General features: G+C 70.4%; 23 protein-coding genes. 10 read left to right on the top strand and 13 right to left on the bottom strand.

Translation table 11 applies throughout. The features are described from left to right. Positions 1 to 5: 5 nt before the first annotated feature. From QSK17_RS01580 to QSK17_RS01530, 11 genes are all read right to left on the bottom strand, one after another. Positions 6 to 818: an SRPBCC family protein gene (locus QSK17_RS01580; protein WP_285702527.1), complete on the bottom strand. Its 813-nt coding sequence runs from the start codon at positions 816 to 818 to the stop codon at positions 6 to 8. Positions 819 to 980: 162 nt separating this feature from the next. Continuing rightward, a complete protein-coding gene (locus QSK17_RS01575) occupies positions 981 to 1,844 on the bottom strand; it encodes an FAD binding domain-containing protein (RefSeq protein WP_285702526.1) in 864 nt (287 codons plus the stop codon). Continuing rightward, positions 1,844 to 4,273: a xanthine dehydrogenase family protein molybdopterin-binding subunit gene (locus tag QSK17_RS01570; protein WP_285702525.1), complete on the bottom strand. Its 2,430-nt coding sequence runs from the start codon at positions 4,271 to 4,273 to the stop codon at positions 1,844 to 1,846. The genes QSK17_RS01575 and QSK17_RS01570 overlap by 1 nt, the downstream gene beginning before the upstream one ends. Then, positions 4,270 to 4,761: a (2Fe-2S)-binding protein gene (locus QSK17_RS01565; RefSeq protein ID WP_285702524.1), complete on the bottom strand. Its 492-nt coding sequence runs from the start codon at positions 4,759 to 4,761 to the stop codon at positions 4,270 to 4,272. Before QSK17_RS01565 ends, QSK17_RS01570 begins: the two co-directional genes overlap by 4 nt. A 78-nt stretch (positions 4,762 to 4,839) precedes the next feature. Beyond that, entirely contained in the window at positions 4,840 to 5,292 is a 453-nt protein-coding gene (locus QSK17_RS01560) for a nuclear transport factor 2 family protein (protein WP_285702523.1), read from the bottom strand. Then, positions 5,289 to 5,519, bottom strand: coding sequence for a ferredoxin (locus tag QSK17_RS01555; protein WP_285702522.1), 231 nt, complete (start codon positions 5,517 to 5,519; stop codon positions 5,289 to 5,291). Before QSK17_RS01555 ends, QSK17_RS01560 begins: the two co-directional genes overlap by 4 nt. Next, a complete protein-coding gene (locus tag QSK17_RS01550) occupies positions 5,519 to 6,502 on the bottom strand; it encodes a pyridoxamine 5'-phosphate oxidase family protein (RefSeq protein WP_285702521.1) in 984 nt (327 codons plus the stop codon). Before QSK17_RS01550 ends, QSK17_RS01555 begins: the two co-directional genes overlap by 1 nt. A 259-nt stretch (positions 6,503 to 6,761) precedes the next feature. Continuing rightward, a complete protein-coding gene (locus QSK17_RS01545; RefSeq protein ID WP_285702520.1) occupies positions 6,762 to 7,205 on the bottom strand; it encodes a VOC family protein in 444 nt (147 codons plus the stop codon). A 229-nt stretch (positions 7,206 to 7,434) separates the two neighbouring features. After that, complete coding sequence (locus QSK17_RS01540) at positions 7,435 to 8,013, bottom strand: CGNR zinc finger domain-containing protein (RefSeq protein ID WP_285702519.1); 579 nt, start codon at positions 8,011 to 8,013, stop codon at positions 7,435 to 7,437. 102 nt (positions 8,014 to 8,115) lie between these two features. Next, positions 8,116 to 8,322, bottom strand: a complete 207-nt coding sequence (locus QSK17_RS01535) for a hypothetical protein (RefSeq protein WP_285702518.1) — start codon at positions 8,320 to 8,322, stop codon at positions 8,116 to 8,118. Then, complete coding sequence (locus QSK17_RS01530) at positions 8,312 to 10,156, bottom strand: PspC domain-containing protein (RefSeq protein WP_285702517.1); 1,845 nt, start codon at positions 10,154 to 10,156, stop codon at positions 8,312 to 8,314. Before QSK17_RS01530 ends, QSK17_RS01535 begins: the two co-directional genes overlap by 11 nt. Positions 10,157 to 10,289: 133 nt before the next feature. Here QSK17_RS01530 and QSK17_RS01525 point away from each other — a divergent pair, with 133 nt between their 5' ends. From QSK17_RS01525 to QSK17_RS01500, 6 genes are all read left to right on the top strand, one after another. Then, the gene (locus QSK17_RS01525) at positions 10,290 to 11,486 is read left to right on the top strand and encodes an ATP-binding protein (RefSeq protein ID WP_285702516.1); all 1,197 of its coding nucleotides are present in this window, start codon (positions 10,290 to 10,292) and stop codon (positions 11,484 to 11,486) included. 76 nt (positions 11,487 to 11,562) lie between these two features. After that, positions 11,563 to 12,201: a response regulator gene (locus QSK17_RS01520; protein ID WP_285702515.1), complete on the top strand. Its 639-nt coding sequence runs from the start codon at positions 11,563 to 11,565 to the stop codon at positions 12,199 to 12,201. 28 nt (positions 12,202 to 12,229) lie between these two features. Then, complete coding sequence (locus tag QSK17_RS01515) at positions 12,230 to 13,690, top strand: glutamate-cysteine ligase family protein (protein ID WP_285702514.1); 1,461 nt, start codon at positions 12,230 to 12,232, stop codon at positions 13,688 to 13,690. Positions 13,691 to 13,813: 123 nt separating this feature from the next. Next, positions 13,814 to 14,332: a hypothetical protein gene (locus QSK17_RS01510; RefSeq protein WP_285702513.1), complete on the top strand. Its 519-nt coding sequence runs from the start codon at positions 13,814 to 13,816 to the stop codon at positions 14,330 to 14,332. Further along, positions 14,329 to 16,554, top strand: a complete 2,226-nt coding sequence (locus QSK17_RS01505) for a bifunctional polysaccharide deacetylase/glycosyltransferase family 2 protein (RefSeq protein ID WP_285702512.1) — start codon at positions 14,329 to 14,331, stop codon at positions 16,552 to 16,554. The genes QSK17_RS01510 and QSK17_RS01505 overlap by 4 nt, the downstream gene beginning before the upstream one ends. Positions 16,555 to 16,563: 9 nt before the next feature. Continuing rightward, positions 16,564 to 17,400 carry a CPBP family glutamic-type intramembrane protease gene (locus tag QSK17_RS01500; protein WP_285702511.1) on the top strand — a complete coding sequence of 279 codons (837 nt, stop codon included), beginning with the start codon at positions 16,564 to 16,566 and terminating at the stop codon, positions 17,398 to 17,400. A gap of 113 nt (positions 17,401 to 17,513) precedes the next feature. On the opposite strand, the gene QSK17_RS01495 is transcribed toward QSK17_RS01500, so the two are convergent. Continuing rightward, positions 17,514 to 18,251: an ABC transporter permease gene (locus QSK17_RS01495; RefSeq protein WP_285702510.1), complete on the bottom strand. Its 738-nt coding sequence runs from the start codon at positions 18,249 to 18,251 to the stop codon at positions 17,514 to 17,516. 120 nt (positions 18,252 to 18,371) lie between these two features. Here QSK17_RS01495 and pcrA point away from each other — a divergent pair, with 120 nt between their 5' ends. Then, positions 18,372 to 20,630 carry a DNA helicase PcrA gene (gene pcrA, locus QSK17_RS01490; protein WP_502889113.1) on the top strand — a complete coding sequence of 753 codons (2,259 nt, stop codon included), beginning with the start codon at positions 18,372 to 18,374 and terminating at the stop codon, positions 20,628 to 20,630. Between the two features lie 214 nt (positions 20,631 to 20,844). Here pcrA and QSK17_RS01485 read toward each other — a convergent pair whose 3' ends face one another. Then, positions 20,845 to 21,714 carry an SCO4651 family lipoprotein gene (locus tag QSK17_RS01485; protein ID WP_285702509.1) on the bottom strand — a complete coding sequence of 290 codons (870 nt, stop codon included), beginning with the start codon at positions 21,712 to 21,714 and terminating at the stop codon, positions 20,845 to 20,847. A gap of 410 nt (positions 21,715 to 22,124) precedes the next feature. On the opposite strand from QSK17_RS01485, the gene icmB reads away from it, so the two are divergent. The 3 genes from icmB to sucD all read left to right on the top strand — a co-directional run bounded on the left by icmB (position 22,125) and on the right by sucD (position 24,748). Next, a complete protein-coding gene (icmB, locus tag QSK17_RS01480) occupies positions 22,125 to 22,523 on the top strand; it encodes a coenzyme B12-dependent isobutyryl CoA mutase small subunit (RefSeq protein ID WP_285702508.1) in 399 nt (132 codons plus the stop codon). A gap of 168 nt (positions 22,524 to 22,691) precedes the next feature. Continuing rightward, positions 22,692 to 23,873: an ADP-forming succinate--CoA ligase subunit beta gene (gene sucC / locus QSK17_RS01475; protein ID WP_352231752.1), complete on the top strand. Its 1,182-nt coding sequence runs from the start codon at positions 22,692 to 22,694 to the stop codon at positions 23,871 to 23,873. Further along, on the top strand, positions 23,873 to 24,748 hold the full coding sequence (gene sucD / locus QSK17_RS01470) for a succinate--CoA ligase subunit alpha (protein WP_285702507.1): 876 nt from the start codon (positions 23,873 to 23,875) through the stop codon (positions 24,746 to 24,748). Before sucC ends, sucD begins: the two co-directional genes overlap by 1 nt. Positions 24,749 to 24,852: the final 104 nt, after the last annotated feature.

The raw sequence follows: 24,852 nt of genomic DNA, 5'->3' as shown, positions 1-24,852 counted from the left end.
CTGGTTTAGCGGGAGAGTCGTCGCCGGATCAGATAGACCACCACGGCGATCCCGGCCAGCGCGCCCAGGAGCGGGGCCAGCCGCTTGAGCACCGGCACTCCGGCGATGCGCAGCAGGTCCAGGGCCTCCTCGTCCGCGGTCCGCGACGCCTTGGAACCCCGCTCCGGGCGTCTCTCCGCCACCGGTTCCGGCGGAGACGGCACCGCGGTCAGGTGTCGGTGCGGCGTGGGTCCGGCGGGCTGCGCCGCTTGTGCGGGCACGGCGGGCTGCGCGGGTGGCGCCGGCGGTACCGGCTGCAGGGGCGCGGTGATCTCCTCGAGCCGCGCCTCTTCAGGGCCGACGGCCTTCTCGGGCTCTCTCCTTTCCGCTCCCTCTTCCAGGAGGGCGGCGAGATTGCCGGCGAAGCGGTCGATCAGTTTGGAGCCGACCTCGGCCATGACGCCCCGGCCGAACTGCGCGGGCCGTCCGGTGACGTGGAAGGACGTCTCGACCCGCACCCTGGTGTGGTCGCCCTCGGGGATCAGCCGGGCGTGCACGGTGGCGCCGGCCGTTCCCGAGCCGCGCGCCTCCTTGCCCGACGCCTTGAGCGTCAGCGTGCACGCCTTCTCGTCGACGTCCTCGAACGACGCATGGCCCTGGTAAATCACGGTTATGGGGCCCACCTTGACCCGCATGCCGCCGGTGAAAGTGTCGCCCTCGACGGACTGGAGCGTCGCTCCCGGCAGGCACGGCGCGACCCGCTCGACGTCCAGCAGCACCGGCCATGCCCGCTCCACCGGGACCGGCACCGTGAACTCGTGCTCGAACCGCATTGCCATGGGACGACTCCGTTCCGTCGGCTGCGCCGGTCTTCCAACTGCGACAGTACGACCCGGGTCCCCGTCGCCGCCACCGGGCGGGGCGGATCGGGTGAAGCCGGGATGGGCCGGCCGGACCAGGTGGTGCCCGCCCATCCCTGACGGGACGGGCGGGCGGCCGGATCAGGTGGTGCCCGCCGCGGCGAGGAGCGCGCGGTGGGTGAGGACCCGGGCCAGGTGTCTGCGATAGTCCGGCCGGGCGTGCAGATCGGCCGGGGGATGGGTGTCCTCGTCCGCACGCGAGGCGGCCGCGCGCAGTACTCCACCCGCGCCCAGCTCGGCGCCGCGTACCGCCTCCTCGACCGCGGTCGCGCGGACCGGCGTCGGCCCCATGTTGGTCAGCGCGACCCGCGCCTCCTCGATGGTCCCGTTCGACCGGCGGACCGCCGCCGCGACGCCGACGATCGCCCACGCCTGGGCCGTACGGTGGAACTTCTCGTAGTGGAAGCCCCAGCCCGGGCCGAGCTTGGGCACCCGGATCCCGGTGAGGATCTCCCCGGGGTCGAGCGCGGTCTCCAGATAGTCGAGGAAGAAGTCCGCCGCGGGGATCACACGCTCCCCATCGGCCGACCTGACCACGAACTCCATGTCCAGCGCGCGGGCCACGGCGGGGAGGTCCCCGGCCGGGTCGGCGTGGGCGAGGGAGCCGCCGAGCGTGCCGCGATGCCGTACGGCGGGGTCGGCGACGGTCGCCGTCGCGAGGGCGACCAGGGGGCAGTGCTCCCGCACGATCGGAGAGGTGACGATGTCGTAGTGCGTCGTCATCGCGCCGATCAGGATGTGGTCGCCCCGGTCAGCGACGCCGCGCAACTCCTTGACGCGGCCCACGTCGACGAGCGTTCCGGGATAGGCGAGCCGCAGCCGCAGCAGCGGCAGCAACGACTGGCCTCCGGCGAGGACCTTGGCGTCCTCGCCCTGGTCGCGGAGCGTCTCCAGGGCCTCGTCCAGCGACGACGGGCGGACGTAATCGAACGACGCGGGGATCATCACAGACCTCCGTCCGTGCTCTGGGCGGTCGTACGGGCCTGGTCGAGCACCCGCCAGACGCGCTCCGGGGTGCAGGGCATCGGCACGTCGTGCACGCCGTGCGGGCGCAGCGCGTCGACGATCGCGTTGACGACGGCGGGGGTCGAGGCGATCGTGCCCGCCTCACCGACGCCCTTGACGCCGAGCGGGTTGGTCGTGGCCGGGGTCTCGGTGCGGTCGGTCGTGTAGTCGGGCAGGTCGGCCGCCGACGGCAGCAGGTAGTCGGCCATGGTCGTGGTCAGCAGGTTGCCGTCCGCGTCGTGGACCGCCTCCTCGAACAGCGCCTGGGCGATGCCCTGCGCGATGCCGCCGTGGACCTGGCCCTCGACGATGAGCGGGTTGACCACGCTGCCGACGTCGTCCACCGCGACGTACGATCTGATCTTGGTCGCGCCGGTCTCAGTGTCCACCTCGACCGCGCACAGATGCGTCCCGTGCGGGAACGAGAAGTTGTCCGGATCGAAGGTCGCCTCGGCGTCCAGGCGCGGCTCGAAGCCGTCCGGGAGGTCGTGCGCCGCGAACGTGGCGAGCGCGATCTCCTGGATCGTCCGCGAGGTGCCCGTGCCCCGCACCCGGAACTCGCCCCGGGTGAACTCGATGTCGTCGGGCGACGCCTCCATCAGGTGCGCGGCGACCTGCCTGGCCTTCTCCTTCACCTTCTCGCACGCCTGGACGACGGCGACGCCGCCCACGACGAGCGAGCGGGAGCCGTAGGTGTCCATGCCCTTGTGCGACGAGGACGTGTCGCCGTGGATCACCGCGACGTCCTCGAACGGCACGCCCAGGGCGTCGGCGACGATCTGGCTCCACGCCGTCTCGTGGCCCTGCCCGTGCGGGCTGGTGCCGGTGACCACCTCGACCTTGCCGGTGGGCAGCACGCGGACGCCCGCGTGCTCCCAGCCGCCCGCGCCGTACGAGAGGCTGCCGAGGACGCGGCTCGGCGCGAGGCCGCACATCTCGGTGTACGTCGATACGCCGATGCCGAGCTGGACGGGATCGTCGCGCTCCCTCCGGTCGGCCTGCTCGGCGCGTAGCTTGTCGTAGCCGAACAGAGCGAGCGCCCGGTCGGTCGCCGCCTCGTAGTTGCCGGAGTCGTACGTCAGGCCGCAGACGGTGGTGTACGGGAACTCGGCGTGCTGGATCCAGTTGCGCCGCCTGAGCTCGATCGGGTCCATGCCGAGCTCGGCCGCGAGCTCGTCCACGATCCGCTCGATCGCGAACGTGGCCTCCGGCCGGCCCGCACCGCGGTACGCGTCGGTCGGCATCTTGGTGGTGAAGACGCCCGTGCAGGTGAAGTCGTAGGCGTCCATCTTGTAGATCCCGGAGTACATGAACGCGCCGAGCAGCGGGACGCCAGGCGTGACCAGCATGAGGTACGCGCCCATGCCGGCCAGCAGGTCCACCTTGACGCCCCTGATCCGGCCGTCGGCGTCGGCGGCGACGCTGATCCGCTGGAGCTGGTCACGGCCGTGGTGGACGGTCAGGTTGCCCTCGGAACGCGACTCCGTCCACTTGACCGGCTTGCCGAGGCGGCGGGTGATCAGCAGGCAGAGCACCTCCTCCGCGGTCACCTGGAGCTTGGAGCCGAACCCGCCGCCCACGTCGGGGGCGACGACGCGCAGCTTGTGCTCGGGGATCCCGGTGGTCAGCGCCAGCATCACCCGCAGGATGTGCGGGATCTGCGTCGAGGAATGCAGGGTGAAGGAGTCGCCGTCCGTCTGCGCCACGACCGCGCGCGGCTCCATCGCCGACGGGATCAGCCGCTGCTGGACGTAGGTGCGGTCGATGCGCACGGCCGCGTCGCGGAACGCCGCGTCGATGTCGCCCTGGGCGAACTTCCAGGTGAACGCCTTGTTGCCGGCCTCGTGGACCTTGGGACTGCCCTCTTCGAGCGCCGCGGTCATGTCGGTCACCGCGTCGAGGGGCTCGTAGTCGACCTCGATGGCGTCCAGCGCGTCGGCGGCCTTGTAGCGGTCGGTGGCGACCACGCAGGCCACCGCCTCGCCGACGTAGCGGACCTCCGTCACCGCCATCGGCGGGTGGTCGGGGAGCACGATGTCCTCGGTCACCGGCCACGCGCAGGGCAGGCTGCCCTGTTCGGCGGCGAAGTCCTGGCCGCTGAAGACCGCCACGACGCCGGGCTGGGTGCGCGCCACCGACGTGTCGACCCGGGTGATCCGCGCGTGCGCCATCGGGCTGCGCAGGAACGCCACGTGGAGCAGGCCGGGGAGCTGGATGTTGTCGGTCCACTGGGTGCGGCCCGTGACCAGGCGGGCGTCCTCTTTGCGCCGCCGGGCCCGGCCGACCTCCCGGCCGTCGCCGGCGCCGCTGAGGACGTCACTCTCCTTGATCTGCCGGGCCGCCACGCCGGCGTCGAGCTGCTCGGTCATGACGTAGCCGCCCCTTCCTGCTTCTGCGACATCTCCCGCGCGCCCCGCCGTACGGCGCGGACGATGGTGCAGTAGCCGGTGCAGCGGCAGAGGTTGCCCTCCAGCCCCTCGCGAACGGACTCCTCGGAGGGGTCGGGGTCGTCGTGCAGCAGGTCGATCGCCGCCATGATCATCCCCGGGGTGCAGTAGCCGCACTGGAGCGCGTGCTCCTCGTGAAACGCCCGCTGCATGGGATGCCACGTACCACCTGTGGACAGGCCCTCGATCGTGACGATGTCGCACCCGTCCGCCTGTACGGCGAGGACCGAGCAGCTCTTGGCGCTCCTGCCGTCGAGGAGCACCGTGCAGGCGCCGCAGTTGCTCGTGTCGCAGCCGATCGGCGTGCCCGTCTTCCCCAGTCGATCTCTCAGGAGATGGACGAGGAGAAGGCGCGGTTCCACCTCCTCGTCGTATCGGATGCCGTCGACGGTGACGGAGATTCGGGGCATGCAATCCCTCCCGGACAAGAGGCGAGACCGGATAGTTGCGAACGTACGCCCCTGTTTCGGTCGGTCAACCCCCAAAAGTCAGGCCAGGGGGAAAGATAGGCCCCGCTCCTCGGCGGGCCGCGGGCCGAATATCCGCCGCTCGCCCTCGTCGATGCGCAGGTCGTTGATGCTCGCCTCCCTGCGGCGCATCAGCCCGTCGGCGTCGAACTCCCACAGCTCGTTGCCGTAACTGCGCCACCACTGACCGTCGGCGTCGCGGCACTCGTACTGGAAGCGCACCGCGATGCGGTCGCCGGTGAAGGCCCACAGGTCCTTGCGGAGCGCGTAGTCGAGCTCCAGCTCCCACTTGCGGGTGAGGAACCACTCGATCTCCTCGCGTCCCGTGACGAACTCGTCGCGGTTGCGCCAGACCGAGTCGGGTGTGTACGCCTGAGCGACGATCTTGGGATCGCGGGTGTTCCAGGCGTCCTCGGCGGCCTGCACCTTCTGACGCGCGGTCTCCTCGGTGAAGGGAGGAACCGGTGGTTTCATGGTGGATGTCCTTCCTGTGGCGCCGTTCTCGGTCCAGGTAAGTCCCGGATGGAGATCGCCTGCACCGGGCAGAGCAGGGCGGCCTCCTCGACGGCCGGGAACAGCGATTCGTCCGGCTCGGCGACGTAGTGCAGCTCGTCGTTCTCGTCGAGCTCGAACACGTCGGGTGCCGCGAAGACGCACTGGGCGTGTATCTGGCAGCGTTCCCTGTCGACGTAGACGCGCATCATCGGCTTCTTAGCTGTGGGTTGAAACGGGAGTAATTTCCGAAGGTCCAGCGCAGCGGGCTCGCGCCGCCGACCTGCACCACCTCGTCGATGTCGAACTCGACCAGGCGCTGCGCGCCGGGGACGTCGCCCGGGTCCCAGTCGACCCGGGCCCGGCCGGTCAGGTGCAGCGCGTCGCCGGTGGTCCAGTCGAGGAACAGCAGGCCGGCGGCCGGGTTCAGCTCCAGGTTGCCGAGCGTCATGTACATCGAGTTGCCGACGTAGTCGGGCCAGACCAGCCGATGTTCGTCGACGACGCGGACGAACCCGGGGTTGCCGCCCCGGTGGGAAACGTCCGAGCCGAACCCGTCCGCGTGCGTGGCGACGAAGAAGGTGTCCGCCTTCTCAATCCACTCCCGGTGCTCGGGGGCGAGCAGCCCTGTTCTGTACGTGACCGCCGTTGAGTGGGCCGGTTCCTCCGCGACATCACGGGTCTGGAGGTATTTGGGGCAGTTCGCGTAGACCTGCTCGGTGGTGACGACGAGACCGTCGCCCTCCCGCCGGGCGCGGCCGTTGATCCGCATCCGCCGCCGGGTCCGGGGCTCGATGGCCAGCAGGCCGATGTCGTGCCCGGTGTCGCGCACGGTGTCCTGCCCGGTGTCCGCGCCGGCCGCGGGTCCGGTGCCCTTTCCGGTGTCGCGTCCGGTGCTGTGCCAGGTGCTCCGGTCACCGTCGAACACGCCCGCGAGCGGGTCGTACGGGCCGGGCAGCGCGTCGATCACCACCGTGCGCGGTCCTCGTGCGGTGGCGAACCCGGCGGGCCCGGTCAGCGGGCCGGCCCAGACGCGTCCGCCGGGGCCGGCCGTACCGATGACGAGCATGCGTTGGGCGGCCAGGAAGTCGGCCGCCACCTCGGGGATCTCCGGTTTCGTGCCCGCCGATCCCCAGTTCTCCGCGCGCACGCCCGCACGGAGTTGGACCGCGACCTCTCCGGTGTGTCGCATCCTCGTCTCCTTCCCCCGGGGGCCGTTCGATGTCGTGCGATCCGATTAGGTCGTGTTTCGTGGATCTTTTTGGCCTACTGCGGTCGCCCAGATGGCGCCTCGCTTCGTTGTCGCCCCACCCACGAAAACTCCTCGCAAGCTCGGACTTTCCGCGGGGCCCGGGAATGTCGGCCGGAGGCTCCGCTCCGACCTCCTCCTCCGCCTTGCGACGCATCCATCTGGCCGATCCTCGCTACGGCAAAGATCCACGCAACACTCCCTAGAAGAAGCCGCAGGTCGGAGCGCCGGGCGTGGGCGCGGGACGCTCGTCGGCGCCGCCGGCGGCGTAGATCTCCAGGCGGATGCCGTCGGGGTCCGCGAAGAACACGCCACCCGAGGGCGCGCCCTCGCCGTGCGGCACGACGCCGTCGTGGAAGACGGTGGCGCCGGTCTCCCGTATGACGGCCTCGGCCCGGCGAACCGCCTCGATGTCCGGCACCTGGAAGGCCAGGTGGTGGAGGCCGGGCGTCCCGGCGTCGAACGTGCCCTCGCTCTGCTCCCAGAGGGTCAGCACGGGGGCGCCGTCGAACCCGAGGAAGGCGAAGCGGCACCCCTCCTCCTTGGACTCGCCGACGACGTCGAAGCCGAACACGGTCGTGTAGAAGATCTTGGACCTGTCGAGGTTCGAGACGTTGAGTCCGACGTGGCCGGTCGTGAAGGTCATGGGGGTTCTCCTCACCATGTCTAATGGAGGCTTCCGTTAGACGATATAACGGGAATGGTGGATTGATTCCGTTATAAGGGAGTGGCGTACATCACACAATCGATGGATGCGGGTGTTCTTCGCCCGTTGTCGGCGGTGATCGAGCATGGCGACGGCGTGATCGGCGACGCGTCATGGCGGGTGGTCGTGGCGGCCGGAGAGGGGCTACGGGGATGTCAGGGGCGGTGTGTCAGCGCGCCTTGTGCTGGCGGTAGTGGCGCGCGGCACGCGCGCGGTTGCCGCACGCGACGGAGCACCACTCCTGCCGGACGTGCTCCTTGAGGAAGTAGAGCACGCAGCGTGGCGCGTGGCAGGTCCGCAGCCGCTCGCGGCCGGGACCGGCGAGCAACTCGATGGCGGAGGCGGCGAGGGCGGCGCGGATGCGCGCGGACTCGCTCACCGGCTCCGCGGGAACGGTCGTGAGGCGCGGGAGGCCGTCGGCGGGCCAGTCGAGCCGCAGCGCGAGCGGCACCGCCATCGCCGTCGCGTTCACCAGTCCGAGCGACTCGGCGAACCCGGGCAGCCGGTGCGCGTCCGCGTCGCTCGGCGCTCCGGGGGAGACGGCGCGGGCGAACAGGGCGCGCACCGCCTGGCGCAGCTCGATCACCTCGTCCCGCAGGGCCTCGGTGGCGACGAACGCGGTCGGGTCGAGTCCGAGCGGGTCGGCGTGTGCCCGCCCCCATGCCGTCAGGTCCGCGGCGTCGGCCAGGTCGTCCGTCAGGCCGGTACGACTGGCGTGGATGGTGCTGACGAACTCCAGGGCCAACATCGTTCCAGTCTAATGGGAAACCGCAGGTCGTTCCGTGAGACATGTGCGGCACGTCAGGTGCGATCCACACTCGACGGAGTTCGGCGACGGCCCTGGGCCACCTCAGTGCTTGCGGGCGGCTTTCGCGAGGATGGCGACGAACGCGGAGAATCCGAGGCCGACGATGAGGATCAGCAAGATCAGCGCCGGGTCGGGGCTGGGCGGGATCAGATAGCGGATGCCGACTCCGACGAACAGCAGGCCGCACAGCAGGGCCAGCCAGTCGGTCCGATGCGTCTGACCGGGCCGCTTCTCAGGGTCACGCGCCACGGCGCACCGCCACGTCGCCGATGCCGGCCTGCACGTGCAGCTCGATCGTCGGGGCGTCACCCGTGCCGGGGACCTCGGGGTCGAGCACCTTGTCGAACCGCACGTCCATGCCGTCCTCCACCTTGTGGTCGATCTTCACCTCGCCCACCCGGGCGTACCCGTGGACCTCGACCCGCGCGGTGGGCGGCACGATGACCGTGATCTGCCCGATCGACACCGACGCGTCGAAACGGGTGCGTGAGCCGGGGGCCAGCATGACGTCACTCAGGTCGAGCTTGCCATCGCCGATCCCCACGGTGTACTCGCTGCGCGTCTGGGAGAGGTCGCTCGGATGCCAGGCGTAGCTGCCCACGTTCTTGGGGATGCCGTTCAACGTCGATCCCGCGACGAGGGCGAGCGACACGATGACCCCGGCGGCGACCAGCCCCGCGCCCCGTCCGAACCACGTCGCGATGAGCAGACCGGTCCCGATCGTGACGAGTACCGCCCCGCCGATCACCGGCATGCTGACAGAACCGGTGCTCTGCTGCACCGCGACCATGATCCCTCCAACGATCAGGGCGAGGCAGATGGTCAATCCGCCGATGAACGACTTGGGGCGCCTGGCCGGTTTCCGGGCCTTCGGTTGCTCCGCGTCATGGAAGTACGGGTCCTCCACGGGCGGGTAGGGCGTGCCGCCGTACCGGGCGTAGGGGCCGCGCGGGGCGAACGGCTCGCCCGACGCGTAGTCGTGCGTGCTCAGGCGGGCTTCCCTGGCCAGGTCGGACAGCCGCCGGAAACCGGGCTCGGCGGACTCGGCCGACGCGGCGGACACGCGGTCGTCGGGTGCCGTGAAACTCCTGGCCTCGCCGGAGGTTCCGGCGGGCGCCGACGGCGCTGAGGGAGCCGGGGGAGCCGGGGGAGCAAGCGGCGCTTCCAGCGTGGGCGAGACCGGGGGAGCCGGTGGCGTCAGCGGCATCGTGACCCCTGCGCGATCGGTCGCGGCCGTTTCGCCGGCGGTCGTCTCGCTTCGGAGCGTCCCGGCGGGCCCGGCCGGTCCACTTCCGGTTGTCCCGGTCGTCCCGGGCGCGGCGGAGCCGTGCGGTGGCTGGGCGAACTGCGCCTGCTCGTACGGCGCCTGCTCGTACGGCGCCTGCGGGGCCTGGCCGTGGGGAGCCTGTCCATAGGGCGCCTGTCCATAGGGGGTCTGCCCATAGGGTGCCTGTCCGTACGGCCCCTGCGCGTACGGCGTGTGCGGCGGCTGGGCGTGCGGACCCGGGTACGGGCCGCCCCCGTACGGCCCCTGCGGCGGCATGCCGTGCGGGCTCGACGGAGTGGAGCGGGTGCCGGGCCAGGGGAAGGCGCTGTCCTGGGCCGGGGTCATGCCGCGGCGGCCGATGATCCGCTCGGGGAGCGACTTGGCCAGCGCGATCAGGTCTACCCCGCGGGCGTGGGCGGCGAGCAGTGCGATCGCCAGGAGCGTGCCGACGACGATCGTGCCCATGCCGATCCCGCCCGACGCGACGTTGATGATCAGGCCGAACGCGAAGACCGCGGCCAGCAGCGCCAGCACCGTCTCGGTGTCGAAGATGCGACGGGTCCACTGCTCCACGTATCCGGGCCGGCCCTCGGTGTCCTTCATCAGCAGGAAGGCCGCGATGTACAGCATGATGCCGATGCCGGATCCGAGGATGAGCACGCCGAAACCCACGCGGAACAGGACGGGGTCCATGCCGGTGTAGCGTCCGAGGCCCGCGCACACACCGGTGATCATCCGGCCGTCGCCGGATCGCTGCAGCACCCGCTCGTCGGTGGGGGCGGGCTCTTCGGTGGAGGTGGGCGGTGCTTCGGTCATGGTCCCATCGTCGCGGCTCGCCGGCGCGGCGGCCATCGGGGGAACCCCTGACTCGCCCCCGAACCCTCAGGGGTCGCATCAGGGCACGCCCTGATGCGACCATGACGCGTGTCGTGTGACGATGCTGCGCGAGATGTCTGAAACGCCTACTGTCTCCAATGCCGCCCCCGCCGCCGAGCCCCGCCTCGTCCGGCCCGCCTCCGGCCGCGTCATCGCCGGGGTCGCGCAGGGTGCCGCCGCTCAGCTGCGGCTCGATCCCGTCGTGCTGCGCCTGGGTTTCGTGCTGCTCACCGTCGTCAACGGCCTGGGCGTCGTCGCCTACGCGGCCCTGTGGATCTTCACGCCGAAAGAGCAGGTCAAGGGCCCGGAACCGGCCCGCGACTGGGGGCAGTTCGCCGCGTACGGCGTGCTGTGGACGGCCATCGCCGGGCTCTGGTGGATCACCGGGGCATCCGACGGGAGCATCGGCACGTGGCCGATCGTCGTGGGCGGCATCGGCGCGCTGATCCTCTGGCAGCAGGCCGACCCCGGCAGGCGGCAGCGCTGGATGTCCGGCGCGGTCAGCAAGGTCAGCGCGAGCTGGGTCAGGACCATCGTCGGCGCGTTGCTGATCGTCGTCGGCGCCATCGGATTCCTCGCCGCGAGCGGCGAGCTGGCCAAGGCGAAGACCGGCCTGGTGTTCACCGCCGTCGTCGTGGGCGGCATGTTGATGATCGCCGCCCCCTGGCTGGCCTCCCTGGTCAAGGAGCTCCAGCGGGAACGCACCGAGCGCATCCGCCAGGAGGAGCGGGCCGAGGTCGCCGCGCACGTCCACGACTCCGTGCTGCATACGCTGACGCTGATCCAGCGCAACGCGCACGACTCGCGTGAGGTGACGCGGCTGGCCCGCGCCCAGGAGCGTGATCTACGCAACTGGCTCTACCAGCCCAAGCAGGACGCCGACGCCACGCTGGCCGCCGCCGTACGCAGGGTCGCCGCCGAGGAGGAGGACGCCCACGGCGTGCCGATCGAGATCGTCTGCGTGGGCGACTGCGACCTGGACGAGAGGCTGGGGGCGCTGCTGCAGGCGGCCCGGCAGGCGATGGTGAACGCGGCCAAATATTCTGGGGCTCCGGTGATCTCGGTGTACGCCGAGGTGGAGCCCGACGAGGTCACCGTGTTCGTCCGGGACCGGGGCCAGGGCTTCGACCTCGACGCCGTCCCCGCCGACCGCATGGGCATCCGCCAGTCGATCATCGGCAGGATGGAGCGCAACGGCGGCAGCGCGCGGGTCAGGACCGAGCCCGGCGACGGGACGGAGGTCATGCTGACCATGAAGAGGGCGTCGTGACGAGGCCGCCGGGAGCGGCGAACGAACCCGCGCGGTGGCCGGCCGCCCGGAACAAGCGAGGAATGGTGAAGATCTGATGAAGACCGTACGCGTACTGATCGTCGACGACCATCGGTTGTTCCGGTCCGGCGTCCGCGCGGAACTGGGGCCGTCCATCCAGGTGATCGGGGAAGCCGAGGACGTCGACAGCGCGGTCGCGTCGATCGCCGAGCTGCAGCCGGATGTCGTGCTGCTCGACGTGCACATGCCCGGCGGCGGCGGTCAGGAGGTCCTCAGGCGGGTCCTGGGATCCGGCTCGCAGGTGCGGTTCCTCGCGCTGTCGGTGTCCGACGCGGCGGAGGACGTCATCGGCGTCATCCGGGGCGGCGCCCGCGGTTACGTCACCAAGACGATCAGCGGCGCGGAGCTCACCGACGCGATCGTCCGGGTGGCGGACGGCGACGCGGTCTTCTCGCCGCGGCTCGCCGGGTTCGTGCTGGACGCGTTCGCCTCGACCGAGGCTCCGCCCATCGACCCTGAGCTCGACTCGCTCACCCAGCGGGAGCGCGAGGTGCTGCGGCTGATCGCGCGCGGATACGCGTACAAGGAGATCGCCAAGGAGCTGTTCATCTCGGTGAAGACCGTGGAGACGCACGTGTCGAGCGTGCTGCGCAAGCTCCAGCTCTCCAACCGGCACGAGCTGTCCCGCTGGGCCACCGCCCGCAGACTGGTGTGAGCCGTTCCAGGGTGCGTACGCTGGATTTGTGGGGCGTGACGTACCCGCCATGGCGTTCACCCGGGACGATCGCCGCCGGTACCGCGACAAGATCCGGCGGTCGCTCGACGTCCTCGCACAGATGTTGCGCGAGTCGGGGTTCGAGCTGCACCGGCCGCGCGCGGGCATGGAGATAGAGCTCAACCTGGTCGACTCCAGGGCAGAGCCGGTGATGAAGAACGCCGAGGTGCTCGCCGCCATCGCCGAGCCCGACTGGGGCACCGAGCTGGGCCGGTTCAACATCGAGATGAACATCCAGCCGCAGGGCCTGCACCGGGACGGGTCGCTCCGGCTGGAGGAGACGATCCAGGAGCGCCTCAACCGGGCGGAGGAGCGGGCGAGGAGCGTCGGCGGGCACCTGGTGCTCATCGGCATCCTGCCCACATTGCGGGAGAGCGACGTCGGCGAGGGGGCCCTGTCGTCGAACGTCCGCTATCGGCTGCTCAACGAGCAGATCTTCGCCGCGCGCAGCGAGGACCTGCACATCGAGATCGAGGGTGTCGACCGGCTCGACATGTACGCCGAAAGCATCACGCTGGAGGCCGCCTGTACCAGCCTGCAGCTCCACCTGCAGGTCAGCCCGTCCGCGTTCGCGGATCACTGGAACGCGGCGCAGGCCATCGCCGGGCCGCAGGTCGCCGTCGCGGCCAACTCGCCGTTCCTTTTCGGCAAGGAGCTCTGGCGCGAGACGCGGATCAGCCTGTTCGAGCAGGCGACGGACACCCGGTCCGAGGAGCTGAAAGCCCAGGGCGTACGGCCCCGGGTGTGGTTCGGCGAGCGGTGGATCACCTCGGTCTTCGATCTGTTCGAGGAGAACGTCCGCTACTTTCCCGCGTTGCTGCCGATCTGCGACGAGGAGGATCCGCGTGACATGCTCGACAGGGGAGGCGTGCCCCAGCTGGGCGAGCTGACCCTGCACAACGGCACGATCTACCGCTGGAACCGGCCCGTCTACGCCGTCGTGGACGGCACGCCGCACCTGCGCGTGGAGAACAGGGTGCTGCCCGCCGGGCCGACGGTCGCGGACATCACGGCCAACGCCGCCTTCTTCTACGGGCTCATGCGGGTGCTGACCGTGGCGGAGCGGCCCGTCTGGACGCGGATGTCCTTCGCCGCGGCCGAGGAGAACTTCCGCAACGCGGCACGGTACGGCCTCGACGCCCGCCTGTACTGGCCGGGGCTCGGAGAGGTGCCGGCCGCCGAGCTCATCTGCCGACGGTTGCTGCCGCTCGCCCACCAGGGGCTCGAACTCTGGGGCGTCAGCGCGCCGTACCGCGACCGGCTCCTCGGGATCATCGAGCAGCGCTGCCTCGCCGCGCAGAACGGAGCGACCTGGCAGGTGGAGACCGCGCGGGCGCTCGGAGGGGACTACGAGGCGCTGCGCAAGATGACCCTGCGGTACATCGAGCACATGCATGACAACGAGCCGGTCCATCTCTGGGACCGCTGACCAGGTGAGGGGACGGAAACTCGGGTCGGGCTTCGCGGCCATATCGGCGCCCACATCGTACGGCGGTCACGCAGGCCGCATCGATCTGCGACCGTTGACCAGGAAACAATAGGATCTTTCGCCGTGCACCCCAATAAAGCCGTCTTCGTCGACCACAGCGGACGGCGGCGCAAGATCTTGACGGTGATGGGCATCGGGGCGTCCGCCCTCACCTTGACGCTCTTCGTCACCCTCGTCCGCGGGATGGTGAGCGAAACCGAGCTGCCCGGGATCGGATGGCCGGGCCGGCAGGCGGGCACCCCGGCCGGGGCGGCCAGCCCCGAGCGGAGCCCCACCGCCACGCCCTCCATGGCTTCTCCGGGCTCCACGCCGCCCAGGCGGGCGACACCGGCCGCCTCCGCCTTGCCCAGCCCCACGCCGCGCGTGTCGTTCACGCGGTCGGCCCGCCCCACGCCGCGCATCACCTACACCGGCCCGGCCGGCTCCACGCCGCATGAGCCCTCCACGGACTCGGCCGGCCCCACGTCCGAGCCGTCCTCGGCCCCGGCACTCGACCCTGAACCGACGGCCGGCGAGGTGCCGAACCCCGGCCACGGTGGCACGCCGCCGGGCCAGGTCGGCAAGACCAAGGAGCCGAAGTGAGCCGCCGCACGAGCGCGCGCGTACGCACGCGGGTGACGCGACGCCCGGCCGACCCACGCGGTCACTGGTTCCTCGTCGCGGTAGGCGCCCTGCTGATGACAGGCGCGCTGGTGCTCAACGGGTTCGCCGAAAACGGCCTGGGCCAGAGCTACACGCCCGTCCAGGCCGCCACGGACACCGCCCCGGGCATCGAGGCCGTACGGCGCGGCGGTCCGGTGGTCAACATGGCCGGGCAGCGGCCGCAGAGCCTCCGGGTACCCGCGAAGACGGTGGCGCTCACCTTCGACGACGGCCCCGACCCGCGCTGGACCCCCGAGCTGCTCGACATCCTGAAGCGGCACGGTGCCAAGGCGACCTTCTTCGTCGTCGGCGGGCGGGCCGCGCAGCAGCCCGAGCTGATCCGGCGGATGGTCGCCGAAGGGCACGAGATCGGCAACCACACCTACACGCACGCGGACCTGACGGCCACCCCGCTCTGGCGCACGCGGATGGAGCTCTCGCTGACCCAGCGGGCGCTCGCCGGCGCGGCCGGGATCCACACCCTGCTCGTGCGCATGCCGTACTCGTCGTCGGCGAAAGGGGTGAGCGTCGCGCAGCTGGAGACGATGCGCGCGCTCGGCCAGGAGGGCTACCTGGTGGCGCTCACCGATCTCGACACGCGGGACTGGAGCAAGCCGGGCACCGCGGAGATCATGCGGGCGGCGACGCCGAGGAACGGCGGCGGAGCGGTCGTCATGTTCCACGACTCCGGCGGCGACCGCGAGCAGACCGTGGGGGCGGTGGACGCGCTGCTGACGTCGCTCGCACGCAAGGGGTACGCCGCGAAGACCCTCACGGACGCCGTGGGGCTGCCCTCCGCTCACACCACCGCGGACGCGGGCGAGCGGTTCACGGGAACGGTGCTGGGTCTGGCCCAGCGCGCCTCCGCGGCGGTCACCGGCGCGTTGAGCTGGATTCTCGCCGTGGCGGGGGCGCTGACCCTCATCCGGTTGCTGTTCTTCCTCTCGCTCGCCTGGGCGCATGCCAGACGGGCCAGGAGGGCCCGCGGGGAGGCGCCGGGCAAGCGGCGCCGCGGCCTTGCCCCGTCCTGGGCGGCTCCGCCGCCGGTGACCGTCATCGTCCCGGCCTACAACGAGGAGGCCGGCATCGAGGCCACGGTCCTCTCGCTGGTGCGCACTGACTACCAGGGCGAGGTCGAGATCCTCGTGATCGACGATGGGTCGTCCGACCGCACGGCCGAGATCACCGAGTCGCTGCGGCTCCCAGGCGTGCGGGTGATCCGCAAGGAGAACGGGGGCAAGCCCTCGGCGCTCAACGTCGGCATCGCCCAGGCCAGGCACGACATTCTGATCATGGTGGACGGCGACACGGTCTTCGAGCCGGCCACCATCGGCACGCTGGTCAGGCAGCTCGCGGACCCGTCCGTCGGCGCCGTCAGCGGCAACACCAAGGTCGGCAACCGCAGGGGCATGATCGGCCGCTGGCAGCACATCGAGTACGTCATCGGTTTCAACCTCGACCGCCGGGCCTTCGAGCTACTCGGGTGCATGGCCACGGTGCCGGGCGCGATCGGCGCTTTCCGTCGCGCCGCGCTCGACTCCGTCGGCGGGCTGAGCGACGACACCCTGGCCGAGGACACCGACCTGACCATGGCGATCTGCCGCGCGGGCTGGCGAGTGGTGTACGAGGAGCGGGCGCTGGCCTGGACCGAGGCGCCCTCGTCGCTCGGCCAGCTCTGGCGGCAGCGCTACCGCTGGTGCTACGGCACCCTGCAGGCGATGTGGAAGCATCGCGGCGCCGTCGTGGAGCCGGGCCCGTTCGGTCGCCGCTGCCTCGGTTACCTCATGACCTTCCAGGTCCTGCTGCCACTGCTCGCTCCCACCGTGGACATCATGGCGATCTACAGCACCCTGGTCGGCGATCCGCTGCCTGTGGTCGCGGTGTGGGCGGGTTTCGTCACCGTCCAGGCGCTGACCGGCTGGTACGCGCTCCGCCTCGACGGGGAGAAGGCGTCGGCCCTGTGGGTGCTCCCGCTCCAGCAATTCGTGTATCGCCAGCTGATGTACCTCGTGGTCATCCAGTCCGTGGCGACCGCGGTGCTGGGCGCGCGCCTGCGCTGGCACAGCATCCGCAGGGAGGGCACGTTCAGCGCGGCGACGAATCCTGAGACGGTGCAGGAAACTGTGGAACCGGCATTCGTCGAGAGCGCGTACAAGGGCTGAGGGGGCGCCGTGGTGGGACGTGGGGACGCCCGGGTCGACCGAGTCGGGCCGCTGGTGTGCGCGCTGGGCGTCCTGGCTGTGGCGAACGTGTCGAACAACCGGATCGCTCGGCGCTGGGCACCTGTGACGTCGGTCGCGGCCACCGTCGCCCTGCTCGCGATCGCCCGCCGCGACGGCCTGACCTGGGCCGATCTGGGCTTCCAGCACGCCGATCGCGGAGCGCGCCTCGGAGGGGCGCTCGCCGCGGGGGTGGTCATCGGCTACGCCGCCGGGGTCGCGTCACCCCGCACCCGCCCGCTGTTCCTCGACGAGCGCGCGCTCGCCCTGTCCCGTACCCGGCTCCTGGAAGAGATCATGGTGCAGGTGCCGCTGGGAACGGTCCTGCTGGAGGAGGTCGCCTTCCGCGGGGTCCTTCCCGCGCTGTTCGGCCGCCCGTTCCCGTCCCGTACGGCCGCCGCGGCGGCGGCGGTGAGCTTCGGGCTCTGGCACGTCCTCCCGGCCATGGACATGGCCAGGGCCAACCCGGCACTCGGTCACCTGACGGCCGGAGACAGCACACAGGCCGGCGGTGCGGGCGCCGAGGACGGTGCCGGGGCCGAGGCGCCCCCTGCGGGATCGACGGGCCGCCTGGTGGCGGGAACCGTCCTCTCGACGGCGCTGGCCGGGACGGCCTTCCAGGAGTTGCGTCGCCGCGGAGGGTTGCTCGCCCCTTCGCTGACACATCTGGCTACGAACTCCTTCGGCTATCTCGCCGCGCGGGTCGCACGGAAGCTCGACGCCCGGTCCGCCTCTCGCGTGCGGAGCGCAGGCCCCGCCGCCGGATCGGCGCACAGGTGGAGTCGGTGATCTCCACCCTCGGGTGGAGAACGGACGATCAGAGCGTGCGGCGGGTCGGATCGTCACGTACGTGGAAGCGGTCAGAGCGGGAACCGGCCGCGCGGCGGGTCGGACAGAAGCGGTCAGAGCGGGAACCGGCCGCGAGCGGCGAGCTCGATCGTCACGACGACGGCCAGGGACTCCGCGGCGAGGAGCGCGATCAGCACGGCCAGTTGGACGGCTCCCGCCTGGACGGGCCCTGAGCCCGCGAGCATCATGCCGACGAACGCGCCGGGCAGGGTCACCAAGCCCACCGTCCTCGTCTGGTCCAGCGCCGGAACGAGCGCCTGGGCGGCGGACGGACGGCAGATCTCCATCGCCGCGTCGCGGGCGGAGAAACCGAGGGAGAGCGCGGCCTCCACCTCGCCGCGCCGCTGTCGCAGCTCGTCGAGCGCCCTGCGCCCGGCCAGGGACGTCGCGGTGAGGCAGCCGCCGAGCAGGATCCCGGTGATCGGCACGAGCACGATCCCCCGCACCGGAAGCACGCCGGCGGCGATCATCAGGACGAGCACCGGCGCCGTCCCCGCCGCGACGGGCAGCGCGGCCCACCAGGCGGCCGCGCTCTTCGTGATCCGCCGCCCGGCGGTGACGCTCGCCACCAGGTACATCACCATGAGGAACCCCGCCACGGCGGGCAGGTACGTGATCGCCCACACGATGGCGGTGGACACCACGGCGAGCTGGACCGCCGCGCGGACGGACGCGGTCAGGATCGCCGCCGAGTGCCCGAGGCGGCCGAGTGCGGCGACCCCGGCGGCGGCGAGGGCGAGCAGCACCATCACGACACCGAGCTGGGGAGTGACCGGCAGGAGCGTGTTCACCCGTCCGATCCTGCTCCTCGCCGGTCCCGCGCCGACACACGGGAGGCGGGCATGAGGGGGAGGCGCAGGCGGCGCGTGATCGGGGTGCTGGATGTCGGTGGACGGTCATACGCTAGGGACGTGTCCACCCGAGCCATCACTCATCCTTTGCTCGACGGTCTCAACCCGCACCAGCGGGAGGCCGTCGTCCACCAGGGAAGCCCCCTGCTCATCGTCGCCGGGGCCGGCTCGGGAAAGACCCGGGTGCTCACCCATCGCATCGCGTACCTGCTGTCCGAGCGGGGGGTCCAGCCGGGCGAGATCCTGGCGATCACGTTCACCAACAAGGCCGCCAAGGAGATGAAGGAGCGGGTCGACCGGCTCATCGGTCCCCGGTCCAAGGCCATGTGGGTGATGACCTTCCACAGCGCGTGCGTGCGCATCCTGCGCCGGGAGGCCAAGCGGCTCGGCTTCACGAGCAGCTTCTCGATCTATGACCAGGCCGACGCGCAGCGGCTCATGGCGATGGTCTGCCGCGAGCTGGACCTCGATCCGAAGCGTTACCCGCCCAAGGCGTTCTCCGCCCAGGTCAGCAACTTCAAGAACGAGCTGATCGACTACGAAACGGCGGCGGACAACGCGAAGACGCATCTGGAGCGCACGCTCGCCCAGGCGTACCGCACCTATCAGGCGCGGCTCACCGAGGCCGGCGCGATGGACTTCGACGACCTGATCATGCTCACGGTCACGCTGTTCCAGCTCTTCCCCGACGTGGCCGAGCACTACCGGCGGCGCTTCCGCCACGTGATGGTCGACGAATACCAGGACACCAACCATGCGCAGTACGTCCTCGTTCGCGAGCTGGTCGGGCGGCCCGAGCTCAGGACGGCCGACGGCGACCTGGTCCGCCCGTCGGAGCCGGGCGAGGAGCGGGTCGCGCCCGCCGAGTTGGTCGTGGTGGGCGACGCGGACCAGTCGATCTACGCCTTCCGCGGCGCCTCGATCCGCAACATCCTGGAGTTCGAGCGGGACTATCCGGACGCCAAGACGATCCTGCTGGAGCAGAACTACCGCTCCACCCAGACCATCCTCAACGCCGCGAACGCGGTGATCGCCCGCAACGAGAGCCGCAAGCCCAAGAACCTCTGGTCCGACCAGGGCGCCGGTCCCAAGATCATCGGATATGTCGCGGACAACGAGCACGACGAGGCCATGTTCGTCGCCCAGGAGGTGGACCGGCTCTCCGACGAGGAGGACGTCACCCCGGGCCAGGTGGCCATCTTCTACCGGACCAACGCCGCCTCGCGCGTCTTCGAGGAGGTCTTCATTCGGACCGGCCTGCCGTACAAGGTGGTCGGCGGGGTGCGCTTCTACGAGCGCAAGGAGGTCAAGGACCTGCTCGCCTACCTGCGCGTCCTGGCCAACCCGTACGACACGGTCTCCCTGCGCCGGGTGCTGAACGTCCCCAAGCGCGGCATCGGCGACCGGGCCGAGGCGATGATCGAGGCGTTCGCGAGCCGCGAGCGGATCAGCTTCTGGGAGGGCCTGCGGCGGGCCGACGAGGCACACGGGCTGGCCACCCGCTCGCTGAACTCGATCAGGGAGTTCACCGCCCTGCTCGACGATCTCCGGGCCAAGGAGCTGCCGCTGTCCGAGCTGGCGGAGGAGGTGCTCAACGCCACCGGCTACCGCACCGATCTGGAGACGTCGGGCGACCCGCAGGACGAGAGCCGCCTGGAGAACCTCAACGAGCTGATCGCCGTGGCCGCGGAGTTCGAGGAGAGCAACCCGGACGGCACGCTGGTCGACTTCCTGGAGCAGGTCTCGCTGGTCGCCGACGCCGACCAGATCCCCGAGGGCGAGGAGCACGGCGGCGTCGTCACGCTGATGACCCTGCACACCGCGAAGGGCCTGGAGTTCCCCGTGGTGTTCCTCACCGCGATGGAGGACGGCGTCTTCCCGCACATGCGCTCCATGAGCGACCCCAAGGAGCTGGAGGAGGAGCGCCGCCTGGCCTACGTCGGCATCACCCGGGCGCAGCGCCGGCTCTACCTGTCCCGCGCGGCGGTGCGCTCGTCGTGGGGGGCGCCGTCGTTCAACCCGGCGTCGCGGTTCCTGTCGGAGGTGCCGAACGACCTCGTCGAGTGGCGCAGCGATCCGTCCAAGACCGCCTGGGGCGCCGCCTCACGCGAGTCCCGTACGGCTCCCGCGCCCGCGCGCGGCGGCGGGCGGGCCATCCCGAACCTGGCCGCCGGCGACCGGGTGACCCATGACAGCTTCGGCCTGGGCACGGTCGTGGCGGTGGAGGGGCAGGCCGAGAAGACCCGAGTCAAGATCGACTTCGGCTCCGGGGGCGAGAAGACCCTGATGCTGGCTTACGCCAAGGTCGAAAAGCTCTGACGCCGGTCTCGCACCGGTAGCCGCCGGCAGCGGGTGACCTCATGCCGCTGTGCCCGGCCGTGTGCCGGTTCCAGCGGCGGGCTTCTTACTCGGATGCGGATCTCACGGGCGTTCTGGACGCGAGAGGGCCCCGCGGAACGGGCGGTTCCGCGGGGCCCTCGTCTACTGCCGTGCGCTCACGTACTGCCGTGGGCTCACTTCCGTGTGCTCACGGTCACAGCTTCCCCGCCATCATGCCGGGCGTGATGACGGTCGGCATCTCGGGCATGGGGCCCTCGATCTCCGACGCCGTGGCGACCTCGCTCGCCGGGGGAGCGGTGATGGACACCTTCGACCCCCACTTGGTGAACTTGGTGTCGCTGGTCATGTCCATGTCGATGGACATCTTCTTGCTCTTTATCGTGAAGGTCGCCGCCGCCGTCACGCGGCGGATCAGCTGGTCCGAGCCGACCCAGAGCTTCCAGTTGAGCACGGTCTTGCCGGTCTTGGCGTCCATGCCCTTGAGCTGCTGCTTCATCGCCGGGGACGACGCGGAGAGCTGCTTGAGCGTGATGGCGCCGCGGTAGACGGTGGTCCGCGTCCCGTCGACCGTGCCGCCGTTGCCCTTGGCCTTGGTGGTCGCGAGCACGGCGCGCAGGCTGCTCGTGTCGAACACGTCGATGAACTGGCCGCCGCCGAACGACGTCGGAGAGCTCCCGGGCGCGCGGAGCCAGCTCTTGCCCGAGGGGATGAGCTCGTCGTAGATGCCGCCGGAGACGTAGGCGGTCTTGTTGATCGTGATGGTCCGTGTGGGCTTGTTGATCCCCTTGAGCGACTCGTCTTCCTCGAAGAGGTCGCCGAAATCGTTCTTGGTCGTGATGTCGGAGGCCACGACGCCCGAGCGGCCGAACTGGAGGTCTCCCTCCGACCTGACCTTGAACGCGACGCTCCCGCCGATGTTGATCTTCGCGGCGGATGTCGCGTGCACGCCGCGCTTGACCTGGAACTGCTTGGTGAGCGCCGTGACCGGATCGGTCGGGCGCGCCTGCGCCTGGGCCTGGGCGGGAGCGGCGATCACAGGGGCCAGGAGTGCGGCGGTGCCCACGGAAGCCAAAGTGGCGATAATTCGCCTCATAAGGGGGGTTCCTCCCGTTGAGTGCCTTCCCCTCTCGCGGAGAAGGTGATCAAGATAAGGTGATCATGGAGCATCCTGCCGGGTAATGATTACGGCAAAGTCACGAAATTCCACATTTCCTGTGGATTCCCTCAGTACTTTCGGGGATCCGATGGACCGTTCCCCGGCCGCCGCGTCGGACCGCCGTCCGCGGTCGCCAGGCCGGACCGCCGTCCCCTCATGGCGTCGCCGCGCGGGAGCCGTACGGGCGACCCTCGTGGTGCTCCGCGGCGGCGTCCGGCTGCGGACGAGAGCGCCGCCCGCGTTCCGAGCCCTCGGCTCTTGGACGGAGGGGCAGAGTCGGCGAGGATGTGAAACCGGGCGCGTTGCGGGGAGGTCACGTGGGTGCGATTCGGATCGTTCTTGCCAAGCCGGGGCTGGACGGGCATGACCGTGGCATCAAGGTGGTCGCGCGTGCGCTGCGCGACGCGGGCATGGAGGTCGTCTACACCGGCCTGCACCAGACGCCTGAGCAGATCGTGCAGACCGCGATCCAGGAGGACGCGGGGGCGATCGGCCTGTCGATCCTGTCGGGTGCGCACATGACCCTCTTCGCCCGGCTCATGGAGCTCCTCAAGGAGCAGGACGCCGAGGACATCGTGGTTTTCGGCGGAGGGATCATCCCGGAGGCCGACATCCCCGAGCTCACGAGGATGGGCGTGGCCGGGATTTTCACCCCCGGCGCGACGACCGAGCAGATCGTCGATTGGGTACGCTCCACGGTCCCCACAGGGATTTAGGATCTTTTGCGTAACTTTGCCCTATCCATCTGTCCTTTGCAAGGGCTTAACGGGACCCCATGACGTATTCACGTCCTCGCTAGGGCTAGGCTTCATGCGCGGAAATGCCAGGCAGGTCAACCGGCCTGGCCCTCGACATTTAGAAGATCAGCCGAAGGACGGACCCTCGTGGACCTGTTCGAACATCAGGCGAAGGAGCTCTTCGCGGAGTACGGCATCCCGGTGCCGCGCGGCATCGTCGCGCACACCGTGGACGAGGCGCGCGCGGCTGCCGAGCAGCTCACCGGCCGTGTCGTGGTCAAGGCCCAGGTCAAGACCGGGGGCCGCGGCAAGGCCGGTGGCGTCAAGGTGGCGGATGACGCGGGCGACGCTCACGACAAGGCGACGCAGATCCTCGGGATGGACATCAAGGGCCACACGGTCCACAAGGTCCTGATCGAGGAGGCCAGCCAGATCGCCGAGGAGTACTACTTCTCCTTCCTCCTCGACCGCGCGAACCGCACGTTCCTGGCCATCTGCTCGGCTGCGGGCGGCATGGACATCGAAGAAGTCGCGCACACCGCACCCGAGAAGGTGGCCAAGGTTCCGGTCAACCCCATCGAGGGTATCGATCTCGCCAAGGCGCGCGCGATCGCGCAGGCCGGTGGCCTGCCCGAGCAGTCGCTGGACGGCGCCGCCGCCCTCATCGAGAAGCTCTGGGCCGTTTTCGTCGACGAGGACGCCACTCTCGTCGAGGTCAACCCCATGATCCTTTCCGCCGACGGCCAGGTGAAGGCACTCGACGGCAAGGTCACCCTCGACGAGAACGCCAACTTCCGCCAGGCGGAGCACGCGGCGTACGTCGACAAGGCCGCCGAGGACCCCCTTGAGGCGCGGGCCAAGGAGAAGCACCTCAATTACGTCAAGCTCGACGGCACCGTCGGCATCATCGGCAACGGCGCGGGGCTGGTCATGTCCACGCTCGACGTGGTCGCCTACGCCGGCGAGGCGTTCCCCGGCCAGCCGAAGCCGGCCAACTTCCTCGACATCGGCGGAGGCGCCTCGGCCGAGGTCATGGCCAACGGCCTGGAGATCATCCTCTCCGACCCGTCCGTGAAGTCGGTCTTCGTGAACGTCTTCGGCGGCATCACCGCGTGTGACGCGGTCGCCAACGGCATCGTCTCCGCGTTCCAGCTGCTGGAGAGCCGCGGCGAGGCCGTGACCCACCCGCTGGTGGTGCGCCTGGACGGCAACAACGCCGCTCTGGGGCGGCAGATCCTGGCCGACGCCGCGCTGCCGCGCGTCGAGCTGGTGGACACCATGGACGACGCGGCCAAGCGCGCCGCCGAGCTTGCTGCGGTAGGTGCGTAATGGCTATCTGGCTGACCGAGAACAGCAAGATCATCGTGCAGGGCATGACCGGCGCGGAGGGTACCAAGCACACCCGCCGCATGCTCGCCGCCGGTGCCAAGGTCGTCGGCGGCGTCAACGCCCGCAAGGCCGGCACCGTTCACGAGGGCCTGCCCGTGTTCGGCACGGTCAAGGAGGCCATGGAGCAGACCGGCGCCGACGTGTCGGTCGTCTTCGTGCCGCCGGCGTTCACCAAGGACGCCGTCAAGGAGGCCGTCGACGCCGAGATCCCGCTCTGCGTGGTCATCACCGAGGGCGTCCCGGTCCACGACACCACCGAGTTCTGGGCCTACGCCGGCGCCAAGGGCAACAAGACCCGCATCATCGGGCCGAACTGCCCCGGTATCGCCTCGCCCGGCGCGTCCAACGCGGGCATCATCCCGGCCGACATCACCACCCCCGGCCGCATCGGCCTGGTCTCGAAGTCGGGCACGCTGACCTACCAGCTCATGTACGAGCTGCGTGACTTCGGCTTCTCCAGCTGCGTCGGCATCGGTGGCGACCCCGTCATCGGCACCACGCACATCGACGCCCTCCAGGCGTTCCAGGAGGACCCCGGCACCGACGCGATCGTCATGATCGGCGAGATCGGCGGCGACGCCGAGGAGCGGGCCGCCGCCTACATCGAGGCGAACGTCACCAAGCCGGTCGTCGCCTACGTCGCGGGCTTCACCGCTCCCGAGGGCAAGACCATGGGCCACGCGGGCGCCATCGTGTCCGGTTCCGCCGGTACGGCCCAGGCCAAGAAGGAAGCGCTGGAGAAGGTCGGCGTCCGCGTCGGCAAGACCCCCAGCGAGACCGCTCGCCTCATGCGCGAGATCATGCAGTCCCGCTGATCCTTCCGGCCGATCGGCAGATCGCTCGATCTCGTGATCGCCTGATCGCCTGATCGCCCGCGCGTCCCGCGCGGACCGATCATCGGCTCGTGAACCGTGACCTC

The sequence above is a fragment of the Microtetraspora sp. NBRC 16547 genome (assembly GCF_030268965.1).
Classification (GTDB): domain Bacteria; phylum Actinomycetota; class Actinomycetes; order Streptosporangiales; family Streptosporangiaceae; genus Microtetraspora.
Note: the sequence above shows the minus strand (reverse complement) of the source record. Positions and strands in the feature narration are given on the sequence as shown.

What these genes read in the sequence shown, in the direction of transcription:
- QSK17_RS01580 (WP_285702527.1), bottom strand. Translation starts at nt 818, where the DNA reads ATGGCAATGCGGTTCGAGCACGAGTTCACGGTGCCGGTCCCGGTGGAG.
- QSK17_RS01575 (WP_285702526.1), bottom strand. Translation starts at nt 1,844, where the DNA reads ATGATCCCCGCGTCGTTCGATTACGTCCGCCCGTCGTCGCTGGACGAG.
- QSK17_RS01570 (WP_285702525.1), bottom strand. Translation starts at nt 4,273, where the DNA reads ATGACCGAGCAGCTCGACGCCGGCGTGGCGGCCCGGCAGATCAAGGAG.
- QSK17_RS01565 (WP_285702524.1), bottom strand. Translation starts at nt 4,761, where the DNA reads ATGCCCCGAATCTCCGTCACCGTCGACGGCATCCGATACGACGAGGAG.
- QSK17_RS01560 (WP_285702523.1), bottom strand. Translation starts at nt 5,292, where the DNA reads ATGAAACCACCGGTTCCTCCCTTCACCGAGGAGACCGCGCGTCAGAAG.
- QSK17_RS01555 (WP_285702522.1), bottom strand. Translation starts at nt 5,519, where the DNA reads ATGCGCGTCTACGTCGACAGGGAACGCTGCCAGATACACGCCCAGTGC.
- QSK17_RS01550 (WP_285702521.1), bottom strand. Translation starts at nt 6,502, where the DNA reads ATGCGACACACCGGAGAGGTCGCGGTCCAACTCCGTGCGGGCGTGCGC.
- QSK17_RS01545 (WP_285702520.1), bottom strand. Translation starts at nt 7,205, where the DNA reads ATGACCTTCACGACCGGCCACGTCGGACTCAACGTCTCGAACCTCGAC.
- QSK17_RS01540 (WP_285702519.1), bottom strand. Translation starts at nt 8,013, where the DNA reads ATGTTGGCCCTGGAGTTCGTCAGCACCATCCACGCCAGTCGTACCGGC.
- QSK17_RS01530 (WP_285702517.1), bottom strand. Translation starts at nt 10,156, where the DNA reads ATGACCGAAGCACCGCCCACCTCCACCGAAGAGCCCGCCCCCACCGAC.
- QSK17_RS01525 (WP_285702516.1), top strand. Translation starts at nt 10,290, where the DNA reads ATGTCTGAAACGCCTACTGTCTCCAATGCCGCCCCCGCCGCCGAGCCC.
- QSK17_RS01520 (WP_285702515.1), top strand. Translation starts at nt 11,563, where the DNA reads ATGAAGACCGTACGCGTACTGATCGTCGACGACCATCGGTTGTTCCGG.
- sucD (WP_285702507.1), top strand. Translation starts at nt 23,873, where the DNA reads ATGGCTATCTGGCTGACCGAGAACAGCAAGATCATCGTGCAGGGCATG.